This is a genomic window from Sphingobacteruim zhuxiongii, assembly GCF_009557615.1.
GTDB classification, from domain to species: domain Bacteria; phylum Bacteroidota; class Bacteroidia; order Sphingobacteriales; family Sphingobacteriaceae; genus Sphingobacterium; species Sphingobacterium zhuxiongii.
This window is the reverse complement of sequence record NZ_CP045652.1, coordinates 2,668,392-2,691,076: the sequence shown is the minus strand read 5'-3', so window position 1 is coordinate 2,691,076 and position 22,685 is coordinate 2,668,392. Positions and strand designations below refer to the sequence as shown.

At 39.4% G+C, this 22,685-nt stretch carries 14 protein-coding genes and 1 other RNA gene; 9 read left to right on the top strand and 6 right to left on the bottom strand.

Translation table 11 applies throughout. From position 1 onward, the window contains the following. Positions 1-86: 86 nt before the first annotated feature. Complete coding sequence (locus GFH32_RS11515) at positions 87-416, bottom strand: helix-turn-helix domain-containing protein (protein WP_228384263.1); 330 nt, start codon at positions 414-416, stop codon at positions 87-89. Positions 417-799: 383 nt separating this feature from the next. Between GFH32_RS11515 and GFH32_RS11510 the strand changes: the two genes are divergently transcribed. After that, positions 800-1,063 (top strand): hypothetical protein, encoded by a 264-nt coding sequence (locus tag GFH32_RS11510; protein WP_153511742.1) that lies wholly within the window; start codon positions 800-802, stop codon positions 1,061-1,063. Positions 1,064-1,308: 245 nt separating this feature from the next. Here the strand turns inward: GFH32_RS11510 and ssrA are convergent. Then, positions 1,309-1,676, bottom strand: a transfer-messenger RNA (tmRNA) gene (gene ssrA / locus GFH32_RS11505). Between the two features lie 245 nt (positions 1,677-1,921). Between ssrA and GFH32_RS11500 the strand changes: the two genes are divergently transcribed. Further along, positions 1,922-2,902 carry a hypothetical protein gene (locus tag GFH32_RS11500; RefSeq protein WP_153511741.1) on the top strand — a complete coding sequence of 327 codons (981 nt, stop codon included), beginning with the start codon at positions 1,922-1,924 and terminating at the stop codon, positions 2,900-2,902. Positions 2,903-2,953: 51 nt separating this feature from the next. On the opposite strand, the gene hisD is transcribed toward GFH32_RS11500, so the two are convergent. The 3 genes from hisD to GFH32_RS11485 all read right to left on the bottom strand — a co-directional run bounded on the left by hisD (position 2,954) and on the right by GFH32_RS11485 (position 8,098). Continuing rightward, entirely contained in the window at positions 2,954-4,243 is a 1,290-nt protein-coding gene (gene hisD, locus GFH32_RS11495; RefSeq protein WP_153511740.1) for a histidinol dehydrogenase, read from the bottom strand. 1 nt (position 4,244) lies between these two features. Next, positions 4,245-5,096 (bottom strand): ATP phosphoribosyltransferase, encoded by an 852-nt coding sequence (gene hisG, locus GFH32_RS11490; RefSeq protein ID WP_153511739.1) that lies wholly within the window; start codon positions 5,094-5,096, stop codon positions 4,245-4,247. Between the two features lie 431 nt (positions 5,097-5,527). Continuing rightward, entirely contained in the window at positions 5,528-8,098 is a 2,571-nt protein-coding gene (locus GFH32_RS11485) for a DUF5686 and carboxypeptidase-like regulatory domain-containing protein (protein WP_153511738.1), read from the bottom strand. Positions 8,099-8,489: 391 nt separating this feature from the next. On the opposite strand from GFH32_RS11485, the gene pckA reads away from it, so the two are divergent. The 3 genes from pckA (at position 8,490) to GFH32_RS18410 (ending at position 12,032) form a co-directional block, all read left to right on the top strand. After that, entirely contained in the window at positions 8,490-10,049 is a 1,560-nt protein-coding gene (pckA, locus tag GFH32_RS11480; RefSeq protein WP_153511737.1) for a phosphoenolpyruvate carboxykinase (ATP), read from the top strand. An 18-nt stretch (positions 10,050-10,067) separates the two neighbouring features. After that, a complete protein-coding gene (fbp, locus tag GFH32_RS11475; protein WP_153511736.1) occupies positions 10,068-11,096 on the top strand; it encodes a class 1 fructose-bisphosphatase in 1,029 nt (342 codons plus the stop codon). 78 nt (positions 11,097-11,174) lie between these two features. Continuing rightward, positions 11,175-12,032 (top strand): YciI family protein, encoded by an 858-nt coding sequence (locus tag GFH32_RS18410; RefSeq protein WP_202111296.1) that lies wholly within the window; start codon positions 11,175-11,177, stop codon positions 12,030-12,032. Positions 12,033-12,281: 249 nt separating this feature from the next. On the opposite strand, the gene GFH32_RS11465 is transcribed toward GFH32_RS18410, so the two are convergent. Next, positions 12,282-14,441 carry a S46 family peptidase gene (locus GFH32_RS11465; RefSeq protein WP_153513063.1) on the bottom strand — a complete coding sequence of 720 codons (2,160 nt, stop codon included), beginning with the start codon at positions 14,439-14,441 and terminating at the stop codon, positions 12,282-12,284. Between the two features lie 101 nt (positions 14,442-14,542). On the opposite strand from GFH32_RS11465, the gene GFH32_RS11460 reads away from it, so the two are divergent. The 4 genes from GFH32_RS11460 (at position 14,543) to GFH32_RS11445 (ending at position 22,514) form a co-directional block, all read left to right on the top strand. Then, the gene (locus GFH32_RS11460) at positions 14,543-16,333 is read left to right on the top strand and encodes a chloride channel protein (protein ID WP_153511735.1); all 1,791 of its coding nucleotides are present in this window, start codon (positions 14,543-14,545) and stop codon (positions 16,331-16,333) included. Positions 16,334-16,654: 321 nt separating this feature from the next. Continuing rightward, on the top strand, positions 16,655-17,818 hold the full coding sequence (locus GFH32_RS11455) for an efflux RND transporter periplasmic adaptor subunit (RefSeq protein WP_228384120.1): 1,164 nt from the start codon (positions 16,655-16,657) through the stop codon (positions 17,816-17,818). A 74-nt stretch (positions 17,819-17,892) separates the two neighbouring features. Then, positions 17,893-21,048, top strand: coding sequence for an efflux RND transporter permease subunit (locus GFH32_RS11450; protein ID WP_153511733.1), 3,156 nt, complete (start codon positions 17,893-17,895; stop codon positions 21,046-21,048). Next, on the top strand, positions 21,048-22,514 hold the full coding sequence (locus tag GFH32_RS11445; RefSeq protein ID WP_153511732.1) for an efflux transporter outer membrane subunit: 1,467 nt from the start codon (positions 21,048-21,050) through the stop codon (positions 22,512-22,514). The genes GFH32_RS11450 and GFH32_RS11445 overlap by 1 nt, the downstream gene beginning before the upstream one ends. The last annotated feature ends 171 nt before the right edge of the window (positions 22,515-22,685 follow it).

Genomic DNA, 22,685 nt, shown 5'->3' with positions numbered 1-22,685 from the left:
GGAACTCACAGCGAGATGTTTTGACTTTTAGTTCTTTCATTCCTCTTTTTTAGTTGTTCAACCATATATGTTATGACTTATACCTGTCATATTCGGGATTTTGACCGTTTTTGGTCATAGTTCGCTAACCTAGATTGTATCTTATCCGCTAAGCTTCTGAAATGCTTATCAGTAGTGTACAAGTCTTTGTACTGATTAATCTGATAGATTACTGTGCTGTGATCGCGACCGCCGAAAACCTCGCCAATCTCGAGCAATGACATTGAAGTATCACGTCTTAGAAAATAGGAGATGAGACACCTAGCAACTGATAGCTTTCGAAGTCTTGATTTGCTTGCTATTTCTTCCTGTGTGACGTTCATCAGTTCGTATACAGTGTAGACTATAGGGTCTTGGTACCTGTTGGTGAAGGCCATTCTAAATGGCCTGTCTAGCCCTGCGTATATTAGTGGGGTCATATTGTGAAAAGTTTGGCTTGCTTATTCGGTTTGTTTAATTGCTCCTCGGCTTTGATGGCTTCGAGTTTCTTCCTTGCTATGGAGAGTACTTCCAGCATCTGCTCATTTGATAACCTATTCTCCTGGAGATAGGCTATTATCATATCTGCTTTTTCTTGGATGGTCATGAAGCGAAGAGTCCTATTTGTTCAAATTTTTTCATTGTTCCTAATGCGCAATCAAGTACATGTTTGCCCGTTTCAGGGTGTACACAGTTTCTATAGATCTGGTCTTTTCTGGTATTTATCTTATGTCTTGACAAATCGAAACCTAGAACACTCTTAAAATCTTCGGATGTTCCTTTGTGTATATCAGCTTTTACATACCTCAGTGCTAAATCGCAAACGTATCTTGATCACGGAGTTGGTTTGCATATTGGGTTGTCAAAAGGAACTCCAGTATCGGCAGAGTATGAAATAAGTATTTTCAAAGGGTCCAACGACTACTTACGTAGAATTATTGCTGGTGTTGGGGGGTATATTCGTTCGATGGAGGGGGTAATGAGTACGGCTTGTATGTTAAGCCTGGTTACAAACTTACCGTACTATCAGTTGGAGCGAACGTAGGCGTTAAAAAAGAATATGCGTCAAAGTCGAATGAATATGAAAACAGCACTTTGCTGGGCGCATGGGTTGCTGTCAATATTTCAAGAGGGGTTAAGGCTCAAGCATCATTTAATAATTTTAGCGGGTTGAATCTTGGGTTTGTCTTTCGACTAAACAAAAGATAACAATAGTCGTGACCAAAATCGTGACCATATAAAATAAAAAAAGAGGTAATTAGTTGATAATTACCTCTTTAGCACAATCACTTGTGGAGCCGGAGGGATTCGAACCCTCGTCCAAACATAGTATGATCTACGCTTTCTACATGCTTAGCTTCTCTTTAATTGTCGGGAGAGGGAAGGTGAGTCGCGTACCTATACCGTTCTCCGTAGTTGCTGTTTCTCGTCCTTACTTAGCAACATCGCAAGGACCAGTTCTATTGTTCGATGCCCCGGATGTTAAACCAAAGAACAGGATCTAACGGGACAAATAGCTATGTTAAGTCTAACTTAAGCAGCTAAGGCGTAGTTTTCTTCGCCAGTTATAAAGTTGAAAGTTCAGATTTAAGTGCTAGACTAACAATGCACTGCATGCTTACATAACCATCGCTACCCTGTCAATTCCGGTCGACCCCATTATGTATAGGATGCAAATGTAATGATTCTTATTGACCTCTGAAACTATAAAAAGTTTAAATGCTTAACTTATTGCAAACATTTTTGGTATATTATGGTTTTTAAGGAGGTAGTTGTCAGAAGGATAGTCATATTAATAACCTTCTGGAAGAATCTGAGATTAGGGATTACTTAATTCAGAGGGACCGAGAAAAACTATTAAGAATACATCATTAGATTACAGAAACGCTAATAATCAAAGAATATGGCAGAACCAACAAATGCTAATAATTCGTCAACTCCCATTGTTGATGATAAGAAAGAAACAAATGCGGCTGCTAAGCCAGCAACTAAAACTGTAAGTACAGCAAAGAAGCCTGCTGCAACGAAAGCTACAACAGCTGCGACTAAACCAGTAGCAGCAAAACCAGTATCTTCAGCAAGTGCAAAACCTATAACAGCAAAAGCGACAACGACAGCTTCAAAACCAGTGACTGGAGCCGCGAAAGCAAAAACTACAATAGCTGCAAAACCAGCTGCAAAGCCAGCGTCTACTACAGCTGCGAAACCGGCAAGTGCAAGTTCAAATACAACCACGGTAAAGCCAACAGCGCCAGCTAAAACTGCTGCACCAAAAACGGCAGCAAAGAAGCCGCAGGCGGCAACTTCTCCATCAGCTAAAGTATCTGCCTCAACGAAGGCAGTTGCAGCAGCAGGAGCTTCAAAAGTGACAACAGCGACGAAAGGACAAGGTGAAGGCTTGGGTGCAAAAAGCCCGGAGGCAAAGGCAGATCCTGCTAAAAAAGTAGGTGCAGTGAAAGCAGTTGGAAAAACGCCTGCAAAAGCTACTATAGCTACGACAAAGCCGGTAGAGACGAAGACCGTGGAGAAAGTAACGGCAACGCAGGCGGCTAAGTTAGAGAAAGAAGCATCTTACAAAGAGGCCCTACCAGTTAAAGAGGTCAAAGTCAAGAAAGACGAGAAGAAAGCAGATAAAGTTGCGAAGTCTTCGAAAGATGATAAAAAATCTAAAGACAAGAAGTCGGACAAAGCTAAAAAAGAGAATAAGGCTAAGAGTAAAAAGAACGACTCTAAGAAATCGGATAAGAAGGCTAAGGAAGCGAAACCTAAAAAGCAAGATAAGAAAAAGGCAAAGTCTTTCGTAAAGCTGAAAAAGGCAATATCAGAAATCTATAGTAAGATTGTTGGCGACGATAAGAAGAGTGCTAAAAAGAAGAAAAAATAAGGTCTAAGAAATATAGAAAGGAGTCGTAGTGATCTGCGACTCCTTTTTTTATTAAGCTTTTTTACGAATGCTTACCGCATTCTTATGTGCTTGTAGTCCTTCCAATTCGGCTAGTATTTCTACCGTTGATCCGATTTGATCAAGACCTTGCTCAGTGATGTGTTGGAATGTAATCTTTTTGACAAAAGAATCCACCGATACCCCGGAATAGGATCGTGCGTAACCTGATGTAGGAAGTGTATGATTGGTTCCAGAAGCATAATCTCCTGCGCTTTCTGGTGTTAAATGGCCTAAAAATACAGAGCCAGCATTGACTACTTTATTCACTAAAGATTTCCATTGATCAGATTCGATGATAAGATGCTCAGGTGCATAAGCATTGGAGAAACTCATGCAAGTTTGCAAATCATCGCAAATCACTACGTAAGAGTTTTCTATAGCTTTAGCGGCTAATTCTTTACGCGGTAAAATAGCTAATTGACTAATCAGCTCTTTGTTGACTTTCTCAGCAATACTTGCTGAAGTAGTCGTCAAAACAGCTTGACTATCAGCTCCATGCTCAGCTTGCGCTAATAAATCTGCAGCAACAAATGCAGGATTCGCGGATTCATCGGCGATAACAAGCACTTCTGAAGGTCCGGCGGGCATATCAATTGCCACATCGGTAATTCCTTGAATTAAGCTTTTTGCTTTGGTAACGAATTGATTTCCCGGACCAAAGATCTTATTCACTTTCGGAATACTTTCGGTACCGAATGCCATAGCTGCTACAGCTTGTGCACCACCAACAAGATAGACGCGTTCAATACGTAATAGCTTTAAGCAATAGGCAACAAATCCATTTATTTTCCCATTGTTTTGAGGAGGTGAGCAGACAACAATTTCTCGACAACCCGCAATTCTCGCCGGAATACCTAACATCAATAATGTACTCGGTAAAACAGCTGATCCTCCAGGGATATATAACCCTACTTTTTCAATTGGTCGTAATTCGCGCCAGCAAGTAACGCCTGGCATTGTCTCTACTGTACGCTCACGTTTAGTCTGGTAGGAGTGAAATTTATGAATATTTTGGAAGGCAATTTCCAAAGCTCGCATTTGATCACGGGATATTCCCATTGCTAATTCTTCAATATCGGAAGCATCAAGAAATAGTTTATCCAATTCAACTTTGTCAAACTTGGCAGCGTAATTCTTTAAAGCAGCGTCGCCATGTGTTTTGACTTCCTCCACAATTCCCAAGACAGTATCTTGAATCGAATTGTTCGGGTCGGTATTTCTATTAATCAGTTCTTGAATCTTTGCCTGATCCAGATCTTGATATAAATATGTTTTTAGCATTTTACAAGATAATTTTTTCAATTGGCATCACGACGATACCTTGAGCTCCGGCAGCTTTCAACTTATTGATTTTTTCCCAGAAATCATCCTCTGAGATTACTGTGTGTACAGCAACCCAGCCTTCTTCAGCCAATGGAACGACTGTCGGACTCTTTACACCATGCAATAAATCAGTAATTTGATCCAAGTTATTCTTTTCGACATTTAATACCACATACTTAGTCTCTTTTGCACGTAATACGGATTGAACGCGTTGTAGGAGCTCGCAAATAATCGGATTCTCTTCAATGCCATCTCTAGCGATTAGAATAGCCTCCGAAGAACGAACATCAGCAAATGGTTTTAATCCATTACTCTTTAAAGTTCCGCCAGTTGAAACGATATCACAAATCGCATCACTCAAGCCTAAACCTGGTGCAATTTCAACAGAGCCAGAAATCTCTTGAATGTCTGCTTGAATTTTATAATCGTTAAGAAATTGTTGAAGGATGTTAGGGTAGGAGGTTGCGATTGATTTGCCATTTAGGTCTTCTAGACGTTCGATTGGGGAGTCTTTTGCAATTGCTAATTTTAGCGTGCACTTCCCAAATCCTAAACGCTGTAAATATTGTACTTTCGATTGTGTTTCATCGATGACATTCTCGCCGACGATACCCAAATCCGCAATGCCTTGCTCCACATATCCAGGAATATCATCATCGCGAAGGAATAAGATTTCCAAGTTAAAATTAGAAACAGTCGTGATTAAGGAACTTTTATAGTTTTCGAAGTCTAGTCCGCAGTTTTTTAGGAGTTGTACAGATTTTTCATTTAATCTACCCGATTTCTGGATAGCAATTTTCAGATTTTTCAAAATGTCGGTTTTTGTAAGTAAAGAATTAATAATAAAATACGATCCGGGGGGAATGTTGTCTCACGTAGAGCCAATACTAATATCTATCGCCACAATGGCGATGATGGATACTGTAATGGTATGTGCGAGTGATCTTCATATTATTAATAAAACAAATGTAATGCATCAGACATTCGAATGCAAACTTTTTTGAATTTTTATTCGTTAAAAACGATTAAGTATCAATATTGAAGCGAATCAATCCGTTGCGTAATTTTTGTCTAGGAACATGCTAAGAATGATCTAATCAGCAATAAAAAGGCATGACTTTCTAATCTATAGAATATAAAAAAAAGTCTGACATTCCGAAAAATGCCAAACTTAATTTTAATGTTTCAATCTATTGTTTACTGAGTTTTTCGAGTTACATATTATGTTGATCGAAAAATACGTTAAAAGTCAAATTTTATTCTCGCTCGAATTCCCCATTCTGGAGCATCAGGGTTATCCAAATAGTTCAGACGTTTTACCAAATCGACACGTAAGATTTTAAAGATATTTGATATACCGGCACTAGCTTCCATGTATGGTTCGCTTCCGAAAGTGAAGCTAGATTGTTCACCTTTGCCATTCGTCTGCCATGCAAATACCGAATTGTTTAGAGAAGGATTGTTAGCATCTCTTAATCCGCCATAGACACCTTTGAAACTAAATACTTCGCGAAGTTTTAGTTTTTTCAACAATGGGATCTTATTGAAGATAAAACCGTTCATGTAGTATTGCACATTGATTCCCGCATGGTGATCAGACACAAACTCCATAAAGTTCATCAAGTTGTATGATTGCAATTGGTATGCGTATGTTTGGTTTGCGCGATGAATATTCAATAACGGATATGGAATATTGCTACCAAATGTATAGGCTCCATCGAGAGTCACATCTGCATATCCAAGTTGAGATAAGTAGAAGCGTTTAAATATATTCGCTGACAAGGAATGATAGTTATAGTCTCCACCCAGCAAACCTTTAATACCCGCTGTGTAATTCATTGTAATGACTGGGTATTTATTAAAAAGAGGGGTACGGTATAATTTACCTTGATAATATTCCTCTTTTGGTGCATATCGAAGACCGACATTGAATTCAGTCGACTGAAGGTTTGCCAAATTCTCAAAACCCCCATCAGCCTGCGGTAGTCGATAAGATAATACCCCTGCCGGTGTTTGTTTCCAACGACCAAGACCTGCGTTTACGGAGAAGTTATTGCTAAACTCAACCTTGTAATCTACGCGATACTCTTCATTGTAAAGGTAGCTTTGGTTCTCTCCGCGTTTAAACGATAACAAAACATTATCTTCTTGAATAAACTCTAACTTCTGACCTGGAATTTTAGTGTCATAAGATGCTGATACACGAATATAGTGTTGTGGGAAATTATAGATCGACTTATTGTTTAACGAATAAGTTCCAGCCATAAAATATTTCCATTTTTGATCATCAAAACCATAGGCCGTATAGCCTTCTAGATAAAAGCGTTTACTCAATCGATCAGTTGTACGACCTCCAACACGCAATCTGAAACCCTCTACTGGGTTATAGGAATAGAACGTATTGACTGGACCAATTTCCACCGGGCCAGCTTGTTTATATCCCGATAAAACTAAGGCACTAATGTCCATAAACGTACGGAAGGAAGGCATTTGCTGTAAACTATCGATATTATGATAGATTAAGTTTTCCGATTTACTCAAAGGCTCTGGACGTATCGAAGCCCAATAGCTTTCTGGTTCATTTGCAATTTCTTCCACTTTCTTGACAAGGTAAATGTCAGGAACTAAATAGGTGCTATCCGAGCGCTTTAAGCCTTGTTGATAGTCGTTAATGAGGACAACACGTTTCCCTTTTATACCCTTTCCTTTGCCAGTAATCGCAAAATCAATTCCTAAACTTGATTTGCTTAAGTAAAACTTGTTGTTATGATCTTTGTTAAAAGCTAACTCGATATCTAAATCGCGTACAAAATTTAAGTTGATATCATCAGCTACTGTCATTGCAGCACGCTGAACTGCATAATTCCCATCTAATGTGATATATAGCTTTCCAGTAAATAATAAATCATTTTTATTCCGAGGGAAGAAACTAAGCTCCACTAAATTAGGTTGTGTAGTCTTAATCGTATCCGTGATATAGAAGCGGTAAAAAGTGGGAGCACTATTCGCAATAGGACTTAAAAATTGATTCGTTAAAATCTCAATATTATTATCATAGATTTCAACTTCATCATAAAGTCTATTGAAATATTTACTCAAACCATCGTTATCAACAAACTTAGGATCAAATTCCGCTTTTTTCTCTGCCATCACGTATTGTTTTTTGGCATTCGGATCTTTTCTATAGTAGACCTTCGAGAATTTTTCTTCCATATAAGCCGGAAGAACATATTTTCCATTTACACTTGTTGTATCGTCGTCTTGAAACAAAAACTGATATTTCTTAAAGACTTTTTTATTCTTGAATTTATTATCCAGGTTACTCAGGCCTAAGCTAATTTTCTCATATTGATTAAACTCAGCAAAGGACTGCCCAGTTAAACGGTTCTGATCCCGATGAGCTACAACTTGGCGGATTAATTCTACCGCTGGATTATTTTTATTAGAGTATTTCCCCCGGCGTGGACGTTTAATAACAACCGCTTCGATTTTGTTTGATGGAAAAAGAAATACCTTAGCATTACCAGCATTATCGGTTGTAATAACAAATTCTTCGCTGTCGAACCCTACAGAACTAATACGTAATTTATTGAGTTTACTCGGAACAGCCAACGTAAATGTACCATTCGCTGTCGACGAAGTTCCAGATTCTTTCGTTGTTCCAATTATGCTGATAGAGGCATAGGGGATCGCTTCGTAGGTCTCTGCATTCATAACTCTACCCTTTACAGTAATAGTTTCCTGCGCCCAAGCAGTTGATATACTGAGTAGTGTAATTATAAAAAACAGAAAACCTTGTATTGATGATTTCATAGTTCTTACTTTCTGACTTTTGTATTAGTTTGTTCAAAAAGTTATGCAAATAACAGCTTTATTATTCGAATATGAAAGAGCGATTTTATCGATTTGACGTATTTATGATAATTCTTGTAAAAAATTACATGTTACAACATGGAAACAGCACTGTAACTGCATAGCTACACGTATTTTATCCGTTTGTATAGACCTATATTGTTCGAAATCAAAAATAGACATCCTGCTAAAGGATAATTCTATTTTTTAGCTAAAACGAGTTGATATTTTTTTAAATTTTAAACAATTGATATACAGGTAATTGAAATTGTGTATTTCCTACAATATGCTAAATTTTCTTTTTTCCTTGCTAAAAATATATCTAGATTTGTCGCAAAATAAAGCCTATATAATGACAAACGTAATCAGTATTCAATTGGAAGCTCTAGGCATTCGACCCAAAGAGCCCATCTATGTTCAACTGCCAGTACCAGAACTCGTTGAACATGCTGTCAAACAAAATCAAGGATCTCTTACCGATAGTGGTGCATTAAGTTTCGCTACAGGGAAATTTACGGGGCGCTCACCAGAGTCCCGTTTTATCGTTAAGGACGAATTTACTTTAGACCAAGTAAACTGGGGTAAAGTAAATAAAGGGATGACTGTCGCCCTATTTGATGAGCTCCAAAACCGTGTTTCAAATTATCTTTCCGAAATTCCACTTTACATCCGTTCTGTACAAGCCTGCAATCATAAAGCGTATGCGCAACAGGTTCTCGTGGTTTGCGAAACACCCATTCAAAGCCATTTTGTAGACAATATGTTTATTGAAACCGATATCGAGAAACAAGCACGTATCGATTGGACAGTGTTGGTGGCATCGGAATTACAGATAGCAGATTATGAAGAGCTCGACTTACCAACGGCACATTGTGTCGCTGTCGACTTAACCCGTCAAGTTATTTTGATTATTGGTACAGCATATACTGGTGAAATTAAGAAAGGCGTATTTAGTGCGTTGAATTATCTTTTGCCGTTAAAGCACAATGTATTGACTATGCACTGCTCTGCGAACGTGGGCAAAAATAATGATACCGCATTGTTCTTTGGTCTATCAGGTACTGGGAAAACGACGCTTTCATCTGACGAAGGACGTTTTCTAATTGGCGATGATGAACATGGCTGGGCAGAGAATGAAATTTTCAACTTCGAAGGTGGTTGTTATGCAAAAGGAATTGGATTAACAAAACAACATGAGCCACAAATCTTCAATGCGATCAAGTTCGGTGCATTAATTGAAAATGCCAAATTTAAGCCTGGAACGCGAGAGATTGATTACAATGATATTAGCATTACAGAGAATTTAAGGGTTTCGTATCCACTGGAGTTTATAGAGAATATTAGTAATAAGAATTGCTGCAATGCGCCTAAACATATCTTTTTCTTAAGCGCAGATGCTTTTGGAGTATTACCTCCAATTTCGAAGTTGACAGCAGAGCAGGCTATGTTCTATTTTATCAATGGTTATACAGCGAAGGTTGCTGGGACAGAGATGGGCGTAAAGACTCCAACAGCAACATTCTCGGCTTGCTTTGGGGCAGCATTTCTTCCTCTACACCCGATGCGTTACGCCGAAATGTTAAAACAACGATTGGAAAACCATAAAGATATTCAAGTTTGGCTAGTGAACACAGGCTGGGTCGCAGGGCCATACGGAGTTGGACGTAGAATCCAATTGGCTTATACCCGTCAGCTGATTCGCAGTGCCATGGAAAATGTAATTGGCGAAGCAGGCTTCGAATTGCATCCAACCTTTAATCTTCAAATGCCTAGAGAATGTCCGGGGGTTCCCGCTGATCTCTTGAATCCAAAACGTGTTTGGGCAAACCAGGAAGGCTATGTCGAAATGGCTGAAAAGTTAAACGGCATGTTCGAAGAAAATTATGCACAGTATGTCAAATTAGAAGCTTAATCGCTAAAAGCGGATAGAATAATGAGTATACAAACATTAGAACAATTTATTATTGAGCAACAAGCTCAATTTCCGACTGCAAAAGGTGAATTTACGCGCTTATTGCAGGCCATCTCTCTTGCTGCCAAGATTGTTCATCGCGAAGTCAACAAGGCGGGATTAGCCGATATTCTCGGGAAACATGGTAATTGCAACGTCCAGGGTGAGGAACAACAAAAACTCGATGTTTTTGCTGATAATCATTTTATGGATGCGCTTAAACGTGGCGGCGAATGCTGTTACCTCGCTTCCGAAGAGCATGAAGACGGTATCGATTTGACCAAAGGTAAACATTACCGTCTCGGGAAATACATGGTTTATTTCGATCCATTGGATGGCTCTTCAAACATTGATTCCAATGTCTCCGTCGGTACAATCTTTTCGATTTATAAACGTAAAACCGTAGAAGGGGAACTCGATAAGGAGGATTTCGCACAATCAGGGCGTCAGCAAGTAGCAGCGGGATATGTTATCTATGGTTCTTCAACCGTGTTGGTGTATACGACCGGAAGAGGCGTGGATGGATTTACACTCGATCCTTCAATCGGGGAATTTTGCCTATCTCATCCGGCCTTGACGATACCTAAAGACGGACATGTATACTCGGTCAATGAGAGCAATTATAACCAGTTCTCTTCCGCAATTAAGCATTATTTACAATACTGTAAAGAAATCGATCCAACAACCAATAGACCCTTTTCGTCTCGTTACATAGGGTCATTAGTAGCCGATTTCCACAGGAATATGATTCAAGGAGGGATTTTTCTATACCCTGCAACAGTGCAATATCCTAAAGGAAAACTCCGCTTGATGTATGAATGCAATCCCTTAGCATTTATCGCCGAGCAAGCTGGTGGAAAAGCAACAACGGGGCGCATGCCGATCCTTGATATCGATCCGAAAGAATTACACCAAAGAACACCATTGATTATCGGCAGTGAGAAAATGGTCGACATGGTTGAAAAATATATCCACGAATACGCAGATGTGGAGACAAGCTTAGTTTAATTGTAGTTTCTAGGGCAGACAGAAAAAAGGGCTTTTAAGTTATTGAGGCTTTTATTTATGTTTGCTCTAGATTTTTATATGATGAAATACGCAATCAGCTTCATTACATTTCTTGCATTGCAAGTAACGCAGGCGCAAGAAAAGGTATCCTCATTCTTCTCAGGAACTTGGAAGGTCGAAGGAAAGAGTCAGTTCGAACGATGGGACATATTGAATGAGTCCCATTTAAAAGGTTTTTCGTATTCTCTTTCGGACAAGACGGGAATGACCATGATGGAATACCTAGATCTGAAAGTTGATGACCAGAAACTTAAACTTGAAGCAAGTGTAATTGGTCAGAATCAAGGGAAAACTATTGCATTTCAAGGATCTGTTGGTGAAAACTACATGCTATTCCTTAATCCAGAACATGATTTCCCAAAGAAAATCCTTTACCAAAAAATAAGTGCCGACAGCATCCGCGTTAGCATTGGAGCGGGAGAAAAAGAAATCAGTTATAAAATGATTCGCCAAAGTAACCCAAATCCGAATACGGCACATATTCCCGAAAATAGTAATTATGATGAAGCTCTAGCTAAGAAATTAGGTGCTGATGAACGAGGAATGAAATCATTTTTCTTTGTGGTTCTAACGACGGGGACAAATCAGACGAAGGATAAAGAGTTTATAAATACAAGCTTTCAAGGTCATATGGCCAATATCAACCGATTAGTTGAAGAAGATAAACTAATTGTTGCAGGTCCCTTCGGTAAAAATGATGATAGTTTCCGCGGTCTGTTTATCTTCCAAAATGTAGCAAGCCAAGCCGATTTAGAAACCTTGCTAAAAACTGACCCCGCTATAAAAAATAACTTGCTTAACTTTAAAATTTATAATTGGTACGGCTCTGCAGCACTACCGATGTATCTGCCTTTTTCTAAAAATATTACCAAATAGTAGATATTAGAAAGTGTTTAGTATTTAGTAATTAGTAGGTAGACGTATAGGCGCAATATATTAGAATTTTAGTAGAACAAAGAAGTAGACGACTATTAGCATTTCAGTATCTTGTAATCAGAGAAAAGACCTATGACAATTAAACGTCATAGGTCTTTTTAAGTATGTATCGAAGCTAAATCTAAATAGATGTTTTACATCCCAATACTCGATACTCATTACTAAATACTCACTACTATCTACTCCCTTCTAAATCGCAAGTTCTCTCAAAATAAACTGTGCATTATCGACTTTATCCGCGATCCACAAAACATAGCGAATATCTACGCCGATGGAGCGGCTGTAGCTTTCATTCCAAGCGAAGTCATTGATAGTTGCATCATAAGCGCGGTCAAAATTGACACCGATTAGTTCTCCATGCGCATTCATAATTGGAGAACCTGAATTACCACCTGTAGTATCCATATTGTATAATATGTTTACAGGCACATCATTAATTTCCTTTTTGAAGTAACTACCGAAGTTTTTATCTAACCAGTTTTGTTTAATAGCTTGTGGATAAGCGAATTCAGGTGCACCTGAATTGCCTTTTTCAATTAATCCGCGAACCGTTGTAAAGGGTTCCATATAAGTCGCATCCACTGGACTATATCCCTTGATATTTCCAAAAGTTAAGCGAAGCGTAGAATTAGCATCAGGAATAAAGTTCTTCGATTGGAATTGCTCTTTAACTGCAACATAGTCAGCCATGAGTTTATTTAGATTACCCTCACGACGTTTTTGTTCCTCACGGAAAGGCTCTGTTTCCTTATAAAGCTCATCTTGAAACGTTAATAAATCGTCATTGTAGGACATCAAAGTGCTCGCATTTTTCAATACATCGTTTACGAATTTATCAACGTTGTTCATCGCTGATTTATCAATCGCTGATTGTATAAAGTTCGAGGCATCTTGTTGTGATTTGAACTGTTTGCTCGCGACAGCGGAAATACGGTTCGCACCCTGAAGTTGGAAAGCTTGCTCGAGCATATGCCCACCAATAGTTTTATCGACCGAAACATTATAACCCTCATAGAGTGGAAGTAATTGTTTCTTAAATTGATCGATATTAATCTTAAAAAGCTGCTCTCGTTTTGCTGTAGACAGCTCTTTTCCTAAAGCTTCTTTGAATGAGTTTACCAAACTCGAAACTTGAAGCATGCGAATTCCGGAATAAATGTTATTGTACCATAGTTCTTTCTCCGCATCTCCAAATACAACGGCATAATGCTTCTCGATATCGGCCATTAAGCTACCGTACTTTTGCTTTAATTGAGGTTTACTTTGAATGAAATCCGCTAAAGCTTTGTCTTCAATTTCTTTGCTGTTGATGAGATCAATATTGCGGAGACCTTTTAATTTTCCACGATAGTTTTTCATCACATTTGCATTACGTTTGATACGTGTCGCTAATGCTAATTCAGTCGATTTATCGTCTTTTCCTGCAAGAAGCATTTGTTGATTTTGAAAATCATATAATTCTGAGGTATACGGTAATAAGAATTTCTGCTGGTATTCAATGTACTGAGCAGGGCGATGACGAAATGTTCTTCCAGGATAGCCTAAGATAAATACAAAGTCGTTCTCATTAACACCTTTAGGATTGATCTTTAAATGTTTTTTCGGCGTAAAAGGTACATTTTCTTTCGCATATTTTGCTGACTTCCCATCGGGACCTACATAGGCACGTAGGAAAGAGAAATCTCCAGTATGACGAGGCCATACCCAGTTATCCGTTTCACCGCCAAATTCTCCGATATCTCGACGTGGAATATAAACTAAACGAACATCTTCGATCGTCTTATATTTGAATAACACATAGCTCTTTCCAATAAACATTTCCGAAACTTCTGCTTTTATTGTAGGATCGGCTGACTCGGCAGCTTTCGCTAGTTCTATGCGCTTTTTGTTTATAATATCAATACGTTGAATCGGATCGCTAACTTGAGCAACCGCTTCGAGTACTTCTTTTGATACATCTTCGTAAGAGTCTGTGATACGAATTGTTAAACCTTTTGCTTGTATTTCTTGTTCATGCGAATTAGCGACAAATCCATTCTGCAAATAATTGTGCTCTGGAGTGGAAGCTAATTGAACAGCTGAGAAAGCACAGTGATGGTTTGTAATGATTAATCCGGTTCTAGAAACAAATGAACCTGTACATCCACTAACTTGGACAAGGGCATCAACTAAACCTATTTGACCAGGATTGTAAATGTCCTTCTCACTAATTTTTAATCCTGCTTTTTTTAATCCTGCACGGCTCAGTTCACTCAGCGGAAACATTCCTTCATCAGGAATTGTTGCCGAGAAGTTGAATGTACCCAGTGCAAGCGCGGAAAATAATACGCCCGCCTTTAAAATATTCATCATAATCATTGAATTTGTTTCGTCTCAAAAATACAAAATGTTTTCCGGAGCCATGAATCCATTTAGGTAACTAGCAAAGTGTTCCTATATTTGCATATAATATGAGAGAGCGATTGCTAAGAAAACTGGAGTATATTAATAAATGGCGGATGAAGAAGATCTCTAACCGGAACTTCTTGGTAATCTTAGCTTTTGTTGTTGGTATTGTCGGTGGATTGGCAGCAGCACTCTTAAAGGGAATGACTCATTTCATAGCTTCCGCGTTACAAGACGATGTTGATTGGCATTATAAGTATTCCGTTTACCTCGTGTTCCCGCTCATTGGTATATTCTTGAGTGTATTGTTTGTTCGTAAATTTCTTCGAGGTAAGAAACTTGAACATGGAATTACGCCAATCATATATTCCATCTCTCGGAAATCTAGCCGTATCGAATTTCATAACATCTATTCGCAAATCGTAACCAGTGCGCTTACCGTCGGATTCGGAGGCTCGTCCGGACTTGAAGCACCAATTGCCTATTCTGGATCTGCGATCGGCTCTAATATAGGACGTTTCTTTGGATTGAGTTATAAAGAGATAACCATGTTATTGGCTTGTGGTGCTGCGGCAGGTATCTCTGGGGCGTTTAATAGCCCAGTTGCTGGAATGATCTTCGCGATTGAGATTTTGCTACCTGAGTTCTCCATTCCCGCTTTTATCCCTTTATTAATCTCAGCAGCATTAGCTTCAGTCATTTCAAAACTTCTTTATAGCGAACCTCTTTTCCATACGACGACGATGGGATGGGAAGTAGAAGCCTTATTTTTCTACTTGCTGTTAGCAGTTTTGGTAGGCATATACACGGTTTATTTCTCCAAGATATCCCAATGGGTGAAGAATTGGTTTGCCGCGATTAAAAACCCTTATAACAAGGTTTGGATAAGCGGAATATCGCTTGGAGTATTGATCTTTATATTTCCGGCACTCTATGGCGAAGGATATATAACTATTCAACAAATCCTCGACGGCCGATTTGATGCAATCGTAAAGAATAGTTTATTCTCAGATTATAAAGATATTGGTTGGGTTGTCCTCTGCTACACGGTATTAACGCTATTTGCCAAATCTATTGCGTCTCTATTTACGATCAATGGGGGAGGAAACGGCGGTGTATTCGGGCCTAGTCTTGTCATGGGCGGTCTAATAGGATTTGCTTTTGCGTTTGGTATGAACCAATTGGGAATTGTACAATTAAATGTGCCCAACTTCGTAATGGCAGGTATGGCTGGTGCCTTAGCGGGAGTAATGCATGCGCCATTGACGGGGATATTCTTAATTGCCGAAATTACAGGGGGATATACCTTGATGGTTCCATTAATGCTTGTGGCCTCCATATCGTATTTTATCAATCGAGCGGCGATGAAGCATTCGATTTATACAAAAGTATTGGCAGAGTCGGGCGATTTACTTTCTTATGAAGATAAAGATCGAACGGTGTTAAGCATGATGAAACTTCGATACGTTATGGAAACTAACTTCGTGGTATTGAAGCCTGATGAAAGACCTATCGACCGACAATCTGATATTATACATTCGAAACGGAACATCTTTCCAATTGTCGATGATGACGGTAAGCTATTAGGTATTATCTATAGCGAACGCTTATTCTCGATTCTGCTCGATGAGCAGGAAGGAAAGGATAAGAACTTCGCGGTGCTTGCCCAAAAGCCGAATGATATCATTTTGGAAACGGAGAATATGGAAGTCGTTATGACCAAGATGAATCGCGACGACGTATGGATACTACCCGTTGTCAATAAAGATGACCAATACCTAGGCTTTGTTTCCAAGTCGTCTGTATTTAATAAATACAGAGGGCTATTGGTGCGACAAGGCATGTATTTAAAATAACCTTCCGAACCAATCTTGTTGTTCCTTATTGTCTAGTTCCCCAATCAGTAAGGGAATAATTTCTTCATTTCTAATCCAAAAAAGGCATTTTTTGAATAAAAAGGATCCTCCCAAGAACTTTTTATCATATTAAATGTACTTACACGTAGATGCATTGGAAACCAGTGTTTTAACATCTATCGATTCTATCCGTAGTTTATAATTAACTATAAAATAAAATGTTAACAAATGTTAAACGGTACAATAATTGTTAAATAGTACGTTAATAAGAGGAAGTGTAATAAAAATATTACGAAGGAAGAATAAAAACATATAATTACTGTGAAGAAACTCAATTTATCATTTTTAAAAGCAACATTCGTATTGTTCGGCTCCATCAGTATTTTATCTAGCTGTTCAGAGAGCAAATCAAAAGAGAAAGAAAGCAACAAAGCATTAGCACTACCAGTTTACACCGTTACACGTGATAACGCAGTAACGATTAAAGATTACTTAGGTACGATAGAGGGTAAAGTGAATGTAGATGTCCGTCCGCAAGTGGAAGGTCTATTGCAAGAAATCTATGTAGATGAGGGTGCCTTTGTACAAAAAGGGCAGAAATTATTTAAGATCGATCCCGCATTCTATCAGGAAGACTTAAATAACTCTGTAGCCTCCCAGCAGGTTGCACGCGCTAAACTAAAAAATGCACAATTAGAAGTCGATCGTTTGAAACCCTTAGTGGATAATGAAGTTATTTCGGAAGTTCGTTTATCTTCTGCACAAGCCGATTATCAAGTGGCAAAAGCAACCTTAGATCAAGCAAATGCGGAAGTTCGATCGGCACAATTGTCGAAAGACTTTACCGTTGTGACGGCACCTGTAAGCGGTTATATTGGCCGTATTCCTAAACGTGTCGGAAACCTTGTTTCCAAAGGCGATAAGGAACCTTTGACTTATTTGTCAGACGTGCAGGAAGTCTATGTTTATTTCGCTATGAACGAGTCTGATTTCTTATACTTCTCCAAGGCGCAAGCCAAAAAAGATAGCATCGAAGGAAGAAAATACGATAAGCAGAAAAAGCTAACCTTCCCTGACGTTACGCTCGTCCTTGCGGATGGTGAAGACTATAAATTTAAAGGTACTGTGGATGCAGTGAATGGTCAAGTTGACCGTATGACAGGCGCTATATCTTTACGCGCATCCTTTGCCAATTCGGATAATATCTTACGCTCAGGTAGTACTGGTACGCTAAAGATTTCCGAAGTTAAAGATCAGGTTATTCAGATTCCACAAGTCGCTACTAGCGAATTACAAGACAAGACTTTTGTCTTTGTGGTTGATAAAAATAATACTGCTCAACGCCGTAACATCAAAGTTGCCGGTAAGAGTAAAGCAAACTATATTGTTTCAGAAGGATTACAAGAAGGTGATCGCGTACTGTTAAGTGGTTTTGATAAACTGACAGATGGCTCGCCAGTGATTCCTATTGAACAAAACAAATAGAAATTCTCATGAATTTAAGCTAACGCTGCCTCCCGCCTGGGAGGGGGCCTAGTCAATCTATCTAAATATTTTATATGCTTAAGACATTCGTAAATCGACCCGTCCTCGCTACGGTTGTATCTATCATATTAGTTATTCTCGGATTGGTGGGAATGAAGTTACTGCCAGTAACGCGTTTCCCCGAGATTGCGCCTCCCTCGGTTGTCGTGTCGCTAGGTTATCCGGGAGCAACGGCTGAGACCGTTGCGAAAAGTGTGCTCTTGCCGATTGAAGAGGCAATTAATGGCGTCGAGAACATGACCTATATCCGTTCGACAGCATCCAACTCCGGATCAGGAACGGTTACCGTATACTTTAAAACAGGAACAAATCCAGATATTGCTTCTGTCAATGTGCAAACCCGTATTTCCAAGGCGATCAGCTCCATTCCAGCGGAAGTTAATGAAGCCGGAATTACTACCATGCCGAGACAGAGTGGGGTCATCATGACCATTAACTTATTCTCCGATCATCAAGATAGTATCTACGACGAAACATTCTTACAAGCCTATGCACAGATTAACCTCATGCGCCCTTTACTGCGTGTTGATGGTGTTGCGCAGGTATCCCGTCTTGGTGCGCGTGATTATGCCATGCGATTGTGGTTAAATCCTGAGAAATTAGCCTTATATAATCTCGTTCCAAAAGATGTTACAGATGCAATTAAAGATCAAAACTTCGAGATAGCGCCGGGTAAATTCGGGGAAACTTCGGAAGAGGCTTTTGAAACCGTCATCAAACATAAAGGACGTTTTACCGAACCTGAGCAGTTTCAAAATGTCGTCATAAAAACGAATAAAGATGGATCTGTACTTTATCTGAAAGACGTTGCACGTGTAGAATTCGGAGCAACGAATCTAAGTTCTGATAATAAGGTGGATGGACACCCAGGCTTAACCCTGAATTTAACGCAGACAAGTGGTTCCAATGCGCACGATATTGATGTCGAAGTGCGTAAAGTATTGGAGGAGCAGGCAAAAACCTTTCCGAAAGGGATTCACTATGAAATAACATATTCCGTACGCGATCAAATTGATGAGTCCATATCGCAAGTAAAACATACCTTATTCGAGGCATTTATCCTCGTATTTATTATTGTTTTTATTTTCTTGCAGGACTTCCGTTCAACGCTGATTCCAGCGATTGCAATTCCGGTCTCTTTAGTTGGTACATTCTTCTTTCTGCAGCTATTCGGCTTCTCATTGAATGTATTAACGATGTTCGCCTTAGTACTCGCTATTGGTATTGTGGTCGATGACGCCATTGTCGTCGTCGAGGCCATACATCAAAAGATGCATCATACGGGCTTAAAAGCGAAAGCTGCAACCTTGTCGACCATGTCGGAGATTACCTCTGCAATTCTTTCCATTACAATGGTGATGGCAGCGGTGTTCTTACCAGTTGGTTTTATGGAAGGTCCCGCAGGGATATTCTATAGACAGTTTGCCTATACCTTAGCAACAGCGATTCTAATTTCTGCATTGAATGCCTTAACCTTAAGTCCAGCGCTATGTGCCTTATTATTGAAACCTGCACATGATGAATTGGAAGAAGAAAAGGATAAGAATAAATTTGAAAAGTATAAAGGTCGATTCTTTAAAGCGTTCAATACGGCCTTTGATAATTTTACCAACAAGTACATTATCGGGGTGAAATACCTGATCAAAAAGAAGAATGTCGCTTGGGCAGGATTAGCTTTGATTACCGCGATTGGTGTATTTGCTATGTATAAGTCCCCTAAAGCGTTTATTCCTACGGAAGATGACGGATTTATTACCTACAACTTAGCCATGCCTCCAGGCGCTTCATTAGCGCGTACAACGGAAGTGTTAAAAAAAGCTGATAGTATTTTGAAGAAGCATGAAGATATCGCAGGGATGACTACCGTTTCTGGGTACAATGCGCTCGACGCGAGTTCAAGTCCTGCCTTTGCTGCCGGATATATCAATCTGGTACCGCATGCCGATCGTAAGAAAATAAAAAATATTGTCGCCTTCATGGATACCATTCGTCAAGATTTGGCGCAATTACATGAAGCTAAATTTACAGTATTCCCACGTCCAACGGTACAAGGATTTGGAGACTTTGCCGGAATAGAGTTGGTCTTGCAAGATCGATTAGGAGGAGATATTCGCGACTTTAATGTCATTGCAGATACATTTATCAATGAATTAAATGAGCTACCAGAAGTAGGTAGTGCATATACCTCATTCAAATCAAACTTCCCGCAATATGAAGTTAATATTGATGTGGTTAAAGCGAAAGCGCTGGGCGTGAGTATCAATAGTTTGATGTCAACAATACGTTCTTACTTTGCGCGGGTGCAAGCGTCTGACTTTAGTCGATTTGGCCGCCAGTATCGTGTTTATGTACAATCAGATTTTGATTTCCGTAAAGATCCAGAATCTTTTAATTCAATTTTTGTCAGAAATGATCAAGGAAAGATGGTGCCGATTAGTACGATCTTGACATTGGAAAAAATAGTAGGACCCGAAACCATAACTCGCTATAATTTATATAACGCCATTACGGTCAATGCAGAACCAGCACCAGGCTATAGTACTGGAGATGCAATGGAAGCTATTCAGCGTCACGCTGAGGAAAAGCTGCCCGGAAACTTTGGCTATGAATGGACAGGTATGAGTTTTGAAGAAAGTCAATCTGGATCACAGACGATTCTAATCTTCGCCTTAAGTATACTGTTCGTCTATTTCTTATTGGCGGCTCAATACGAGAGTTATATATTGCCATGGGCGGTCTTACTTTCTGTACCCGTTGGTTTAATAGGAGTATATGGAACGATTGCTTTGGTTGGCTTACAGAATAATATTTACGTGCAGGTCGGTTTAATTATGCTGATTGGTTTATTGGCGAAAAATGCCATCCTTATTGTGGAGTTTGCTGTTCAAGAACGGCAAAAAGGAATGAGTATTGTCGACGCAGCTATCAATGGTGCGAAATTACGTTTGCGTCCGATCTTAATGACGTCACTAGCGTTCGTTGCTGGTTTGGTTCCTTTAATGTGGTCTGTCGGGCCTTCAGCGATAGGAAACCATTCCATCAGTTTTAGTGCCGCAGGAGGGATGTTATTTGGAGTTACATTCGGGATTTTTATCATACCTGTGTTGTTCGTGGTTTTCAAAACCATGGATGAGCTAGTTAGAAGTAAAATTAAAACAGAGGAAGAATAATGAAGAAGAAATGCATAACAAGACTGAGTATTGTCGGTTTGTTTCTTGCCATACTGTTTATACAGAGTTGTAAAGTAGGGCAGAAGTATACACAACCGGAGCTCAATTTACCGGAAAGTTATAGAGGAGATACCCTTGCTTATTTTGGCGATACAACGAGTATTAGCAAGACGACATGGAAACAATTTTTCCATGATCCCACGTTGAAAGATTTGATTGATTCGGCATTGAACAATAACTTCGATATGAAGACGGCATTGCTGAATATTGAAATTGCAAATAAGGAACTTCGTCGTAATAAATTAGACTATTTGCCACAAGTGGACATGGTTATCGCTGGAGCCAATAAGCAATGGCGTTCCAAAGAATTTGGTTCTTCACCATCAGCACGCTGGTATGAGCGTCATGGAACGAAAGCGCCAGAGAATATGTTCACTTATTTATCTCAGTACGGAACCGAACTCGGCTTTAACTGGGAGATCGATATATGGGGAAAGATTGCAAACTCCAAAGACCAATTGTTGGCGGAGTATTTAAATACCCGTGAAGCAAAGAATGCTATTCAAACGCAGATTGTAAGTAATGTAGCAAAGGGATATTTTAATTTGCTCATGCTTGACGCAAAGATTGAAGTGGCTAAGCGCAATGTGCAGTTAAACGATAGCACCCTTCAAATGATAAAGCTGCAATATGAAGCGGGCGAGATTACCTCCCTAGCGATTCAACAAACGGAATCGCAGCGATTGATTGCGGCTTCCTTAGTTCCGAAACTAGAGCGCGAAATTATTATTCAGGAGAATGCATTACGCGTCCTTACCGGGCAAATGCCAGAATCAATTAAGCGAGGAACTAGCTTCGAGCATTTGTTCGCTGAAAATAAAGATATTTCATTGGGATCGCCATTAGAGATTATCCGTAATCGTCCAGACATCCGATCGGCGGAGTTTGAATTGATCGCTGCCAATGCCAATTCTAATATTCAGCAGGCGATGCGTTATCCTGCGCTTACGCTAGGAGGGAGCTTGGGGGTAAATGCTATGCTTCCGAAAAACTGGTTCTCGATTCCCGGAGCATTATTGGGAGGGATTACTGGTGAACTAACAGCGCCAATTTTCAAAAGCAAAACCTTAAAGACAAAATGGGAGATTGCAAAAATCGAACGCGAGAAGTCTGAATTAGCACTTCAACAATCTGTGGTGGAAGCCGTTTCAGAAGTATCTGACGCAGTTATCACGGTTGACAAATTGCGTGAGCAGTTGGATTTAGCGAGACTTCGGGTTGAAAATTCATCAAAAGCAGTTAGAAATGCGAATTTGTTATTCCGTAGTGGATATGCAACCTATTTAGAGGTTATCACTGCACAAGGGAATGCTTTGAATTCTGATTTAGCCCTGGTCGAGCTACGCCAGGAGCACTTAGAATCCTATGTAGATCTTTATCGCGCGTTAGGCGGAGGATGGAGATAATTTAAATTAAATTATTACGTTTTATAGAGACATATAACTAGAAGAATCTTCACAGTATCGTAATCGATACACTTCCTCTATCTTAACCTCAAACATTGGGGGTAAGATAATTAACATGATGCCCGCAATGCGGGCATCTGTGTTTTTTATTGAATGCGATCTTCAATGATA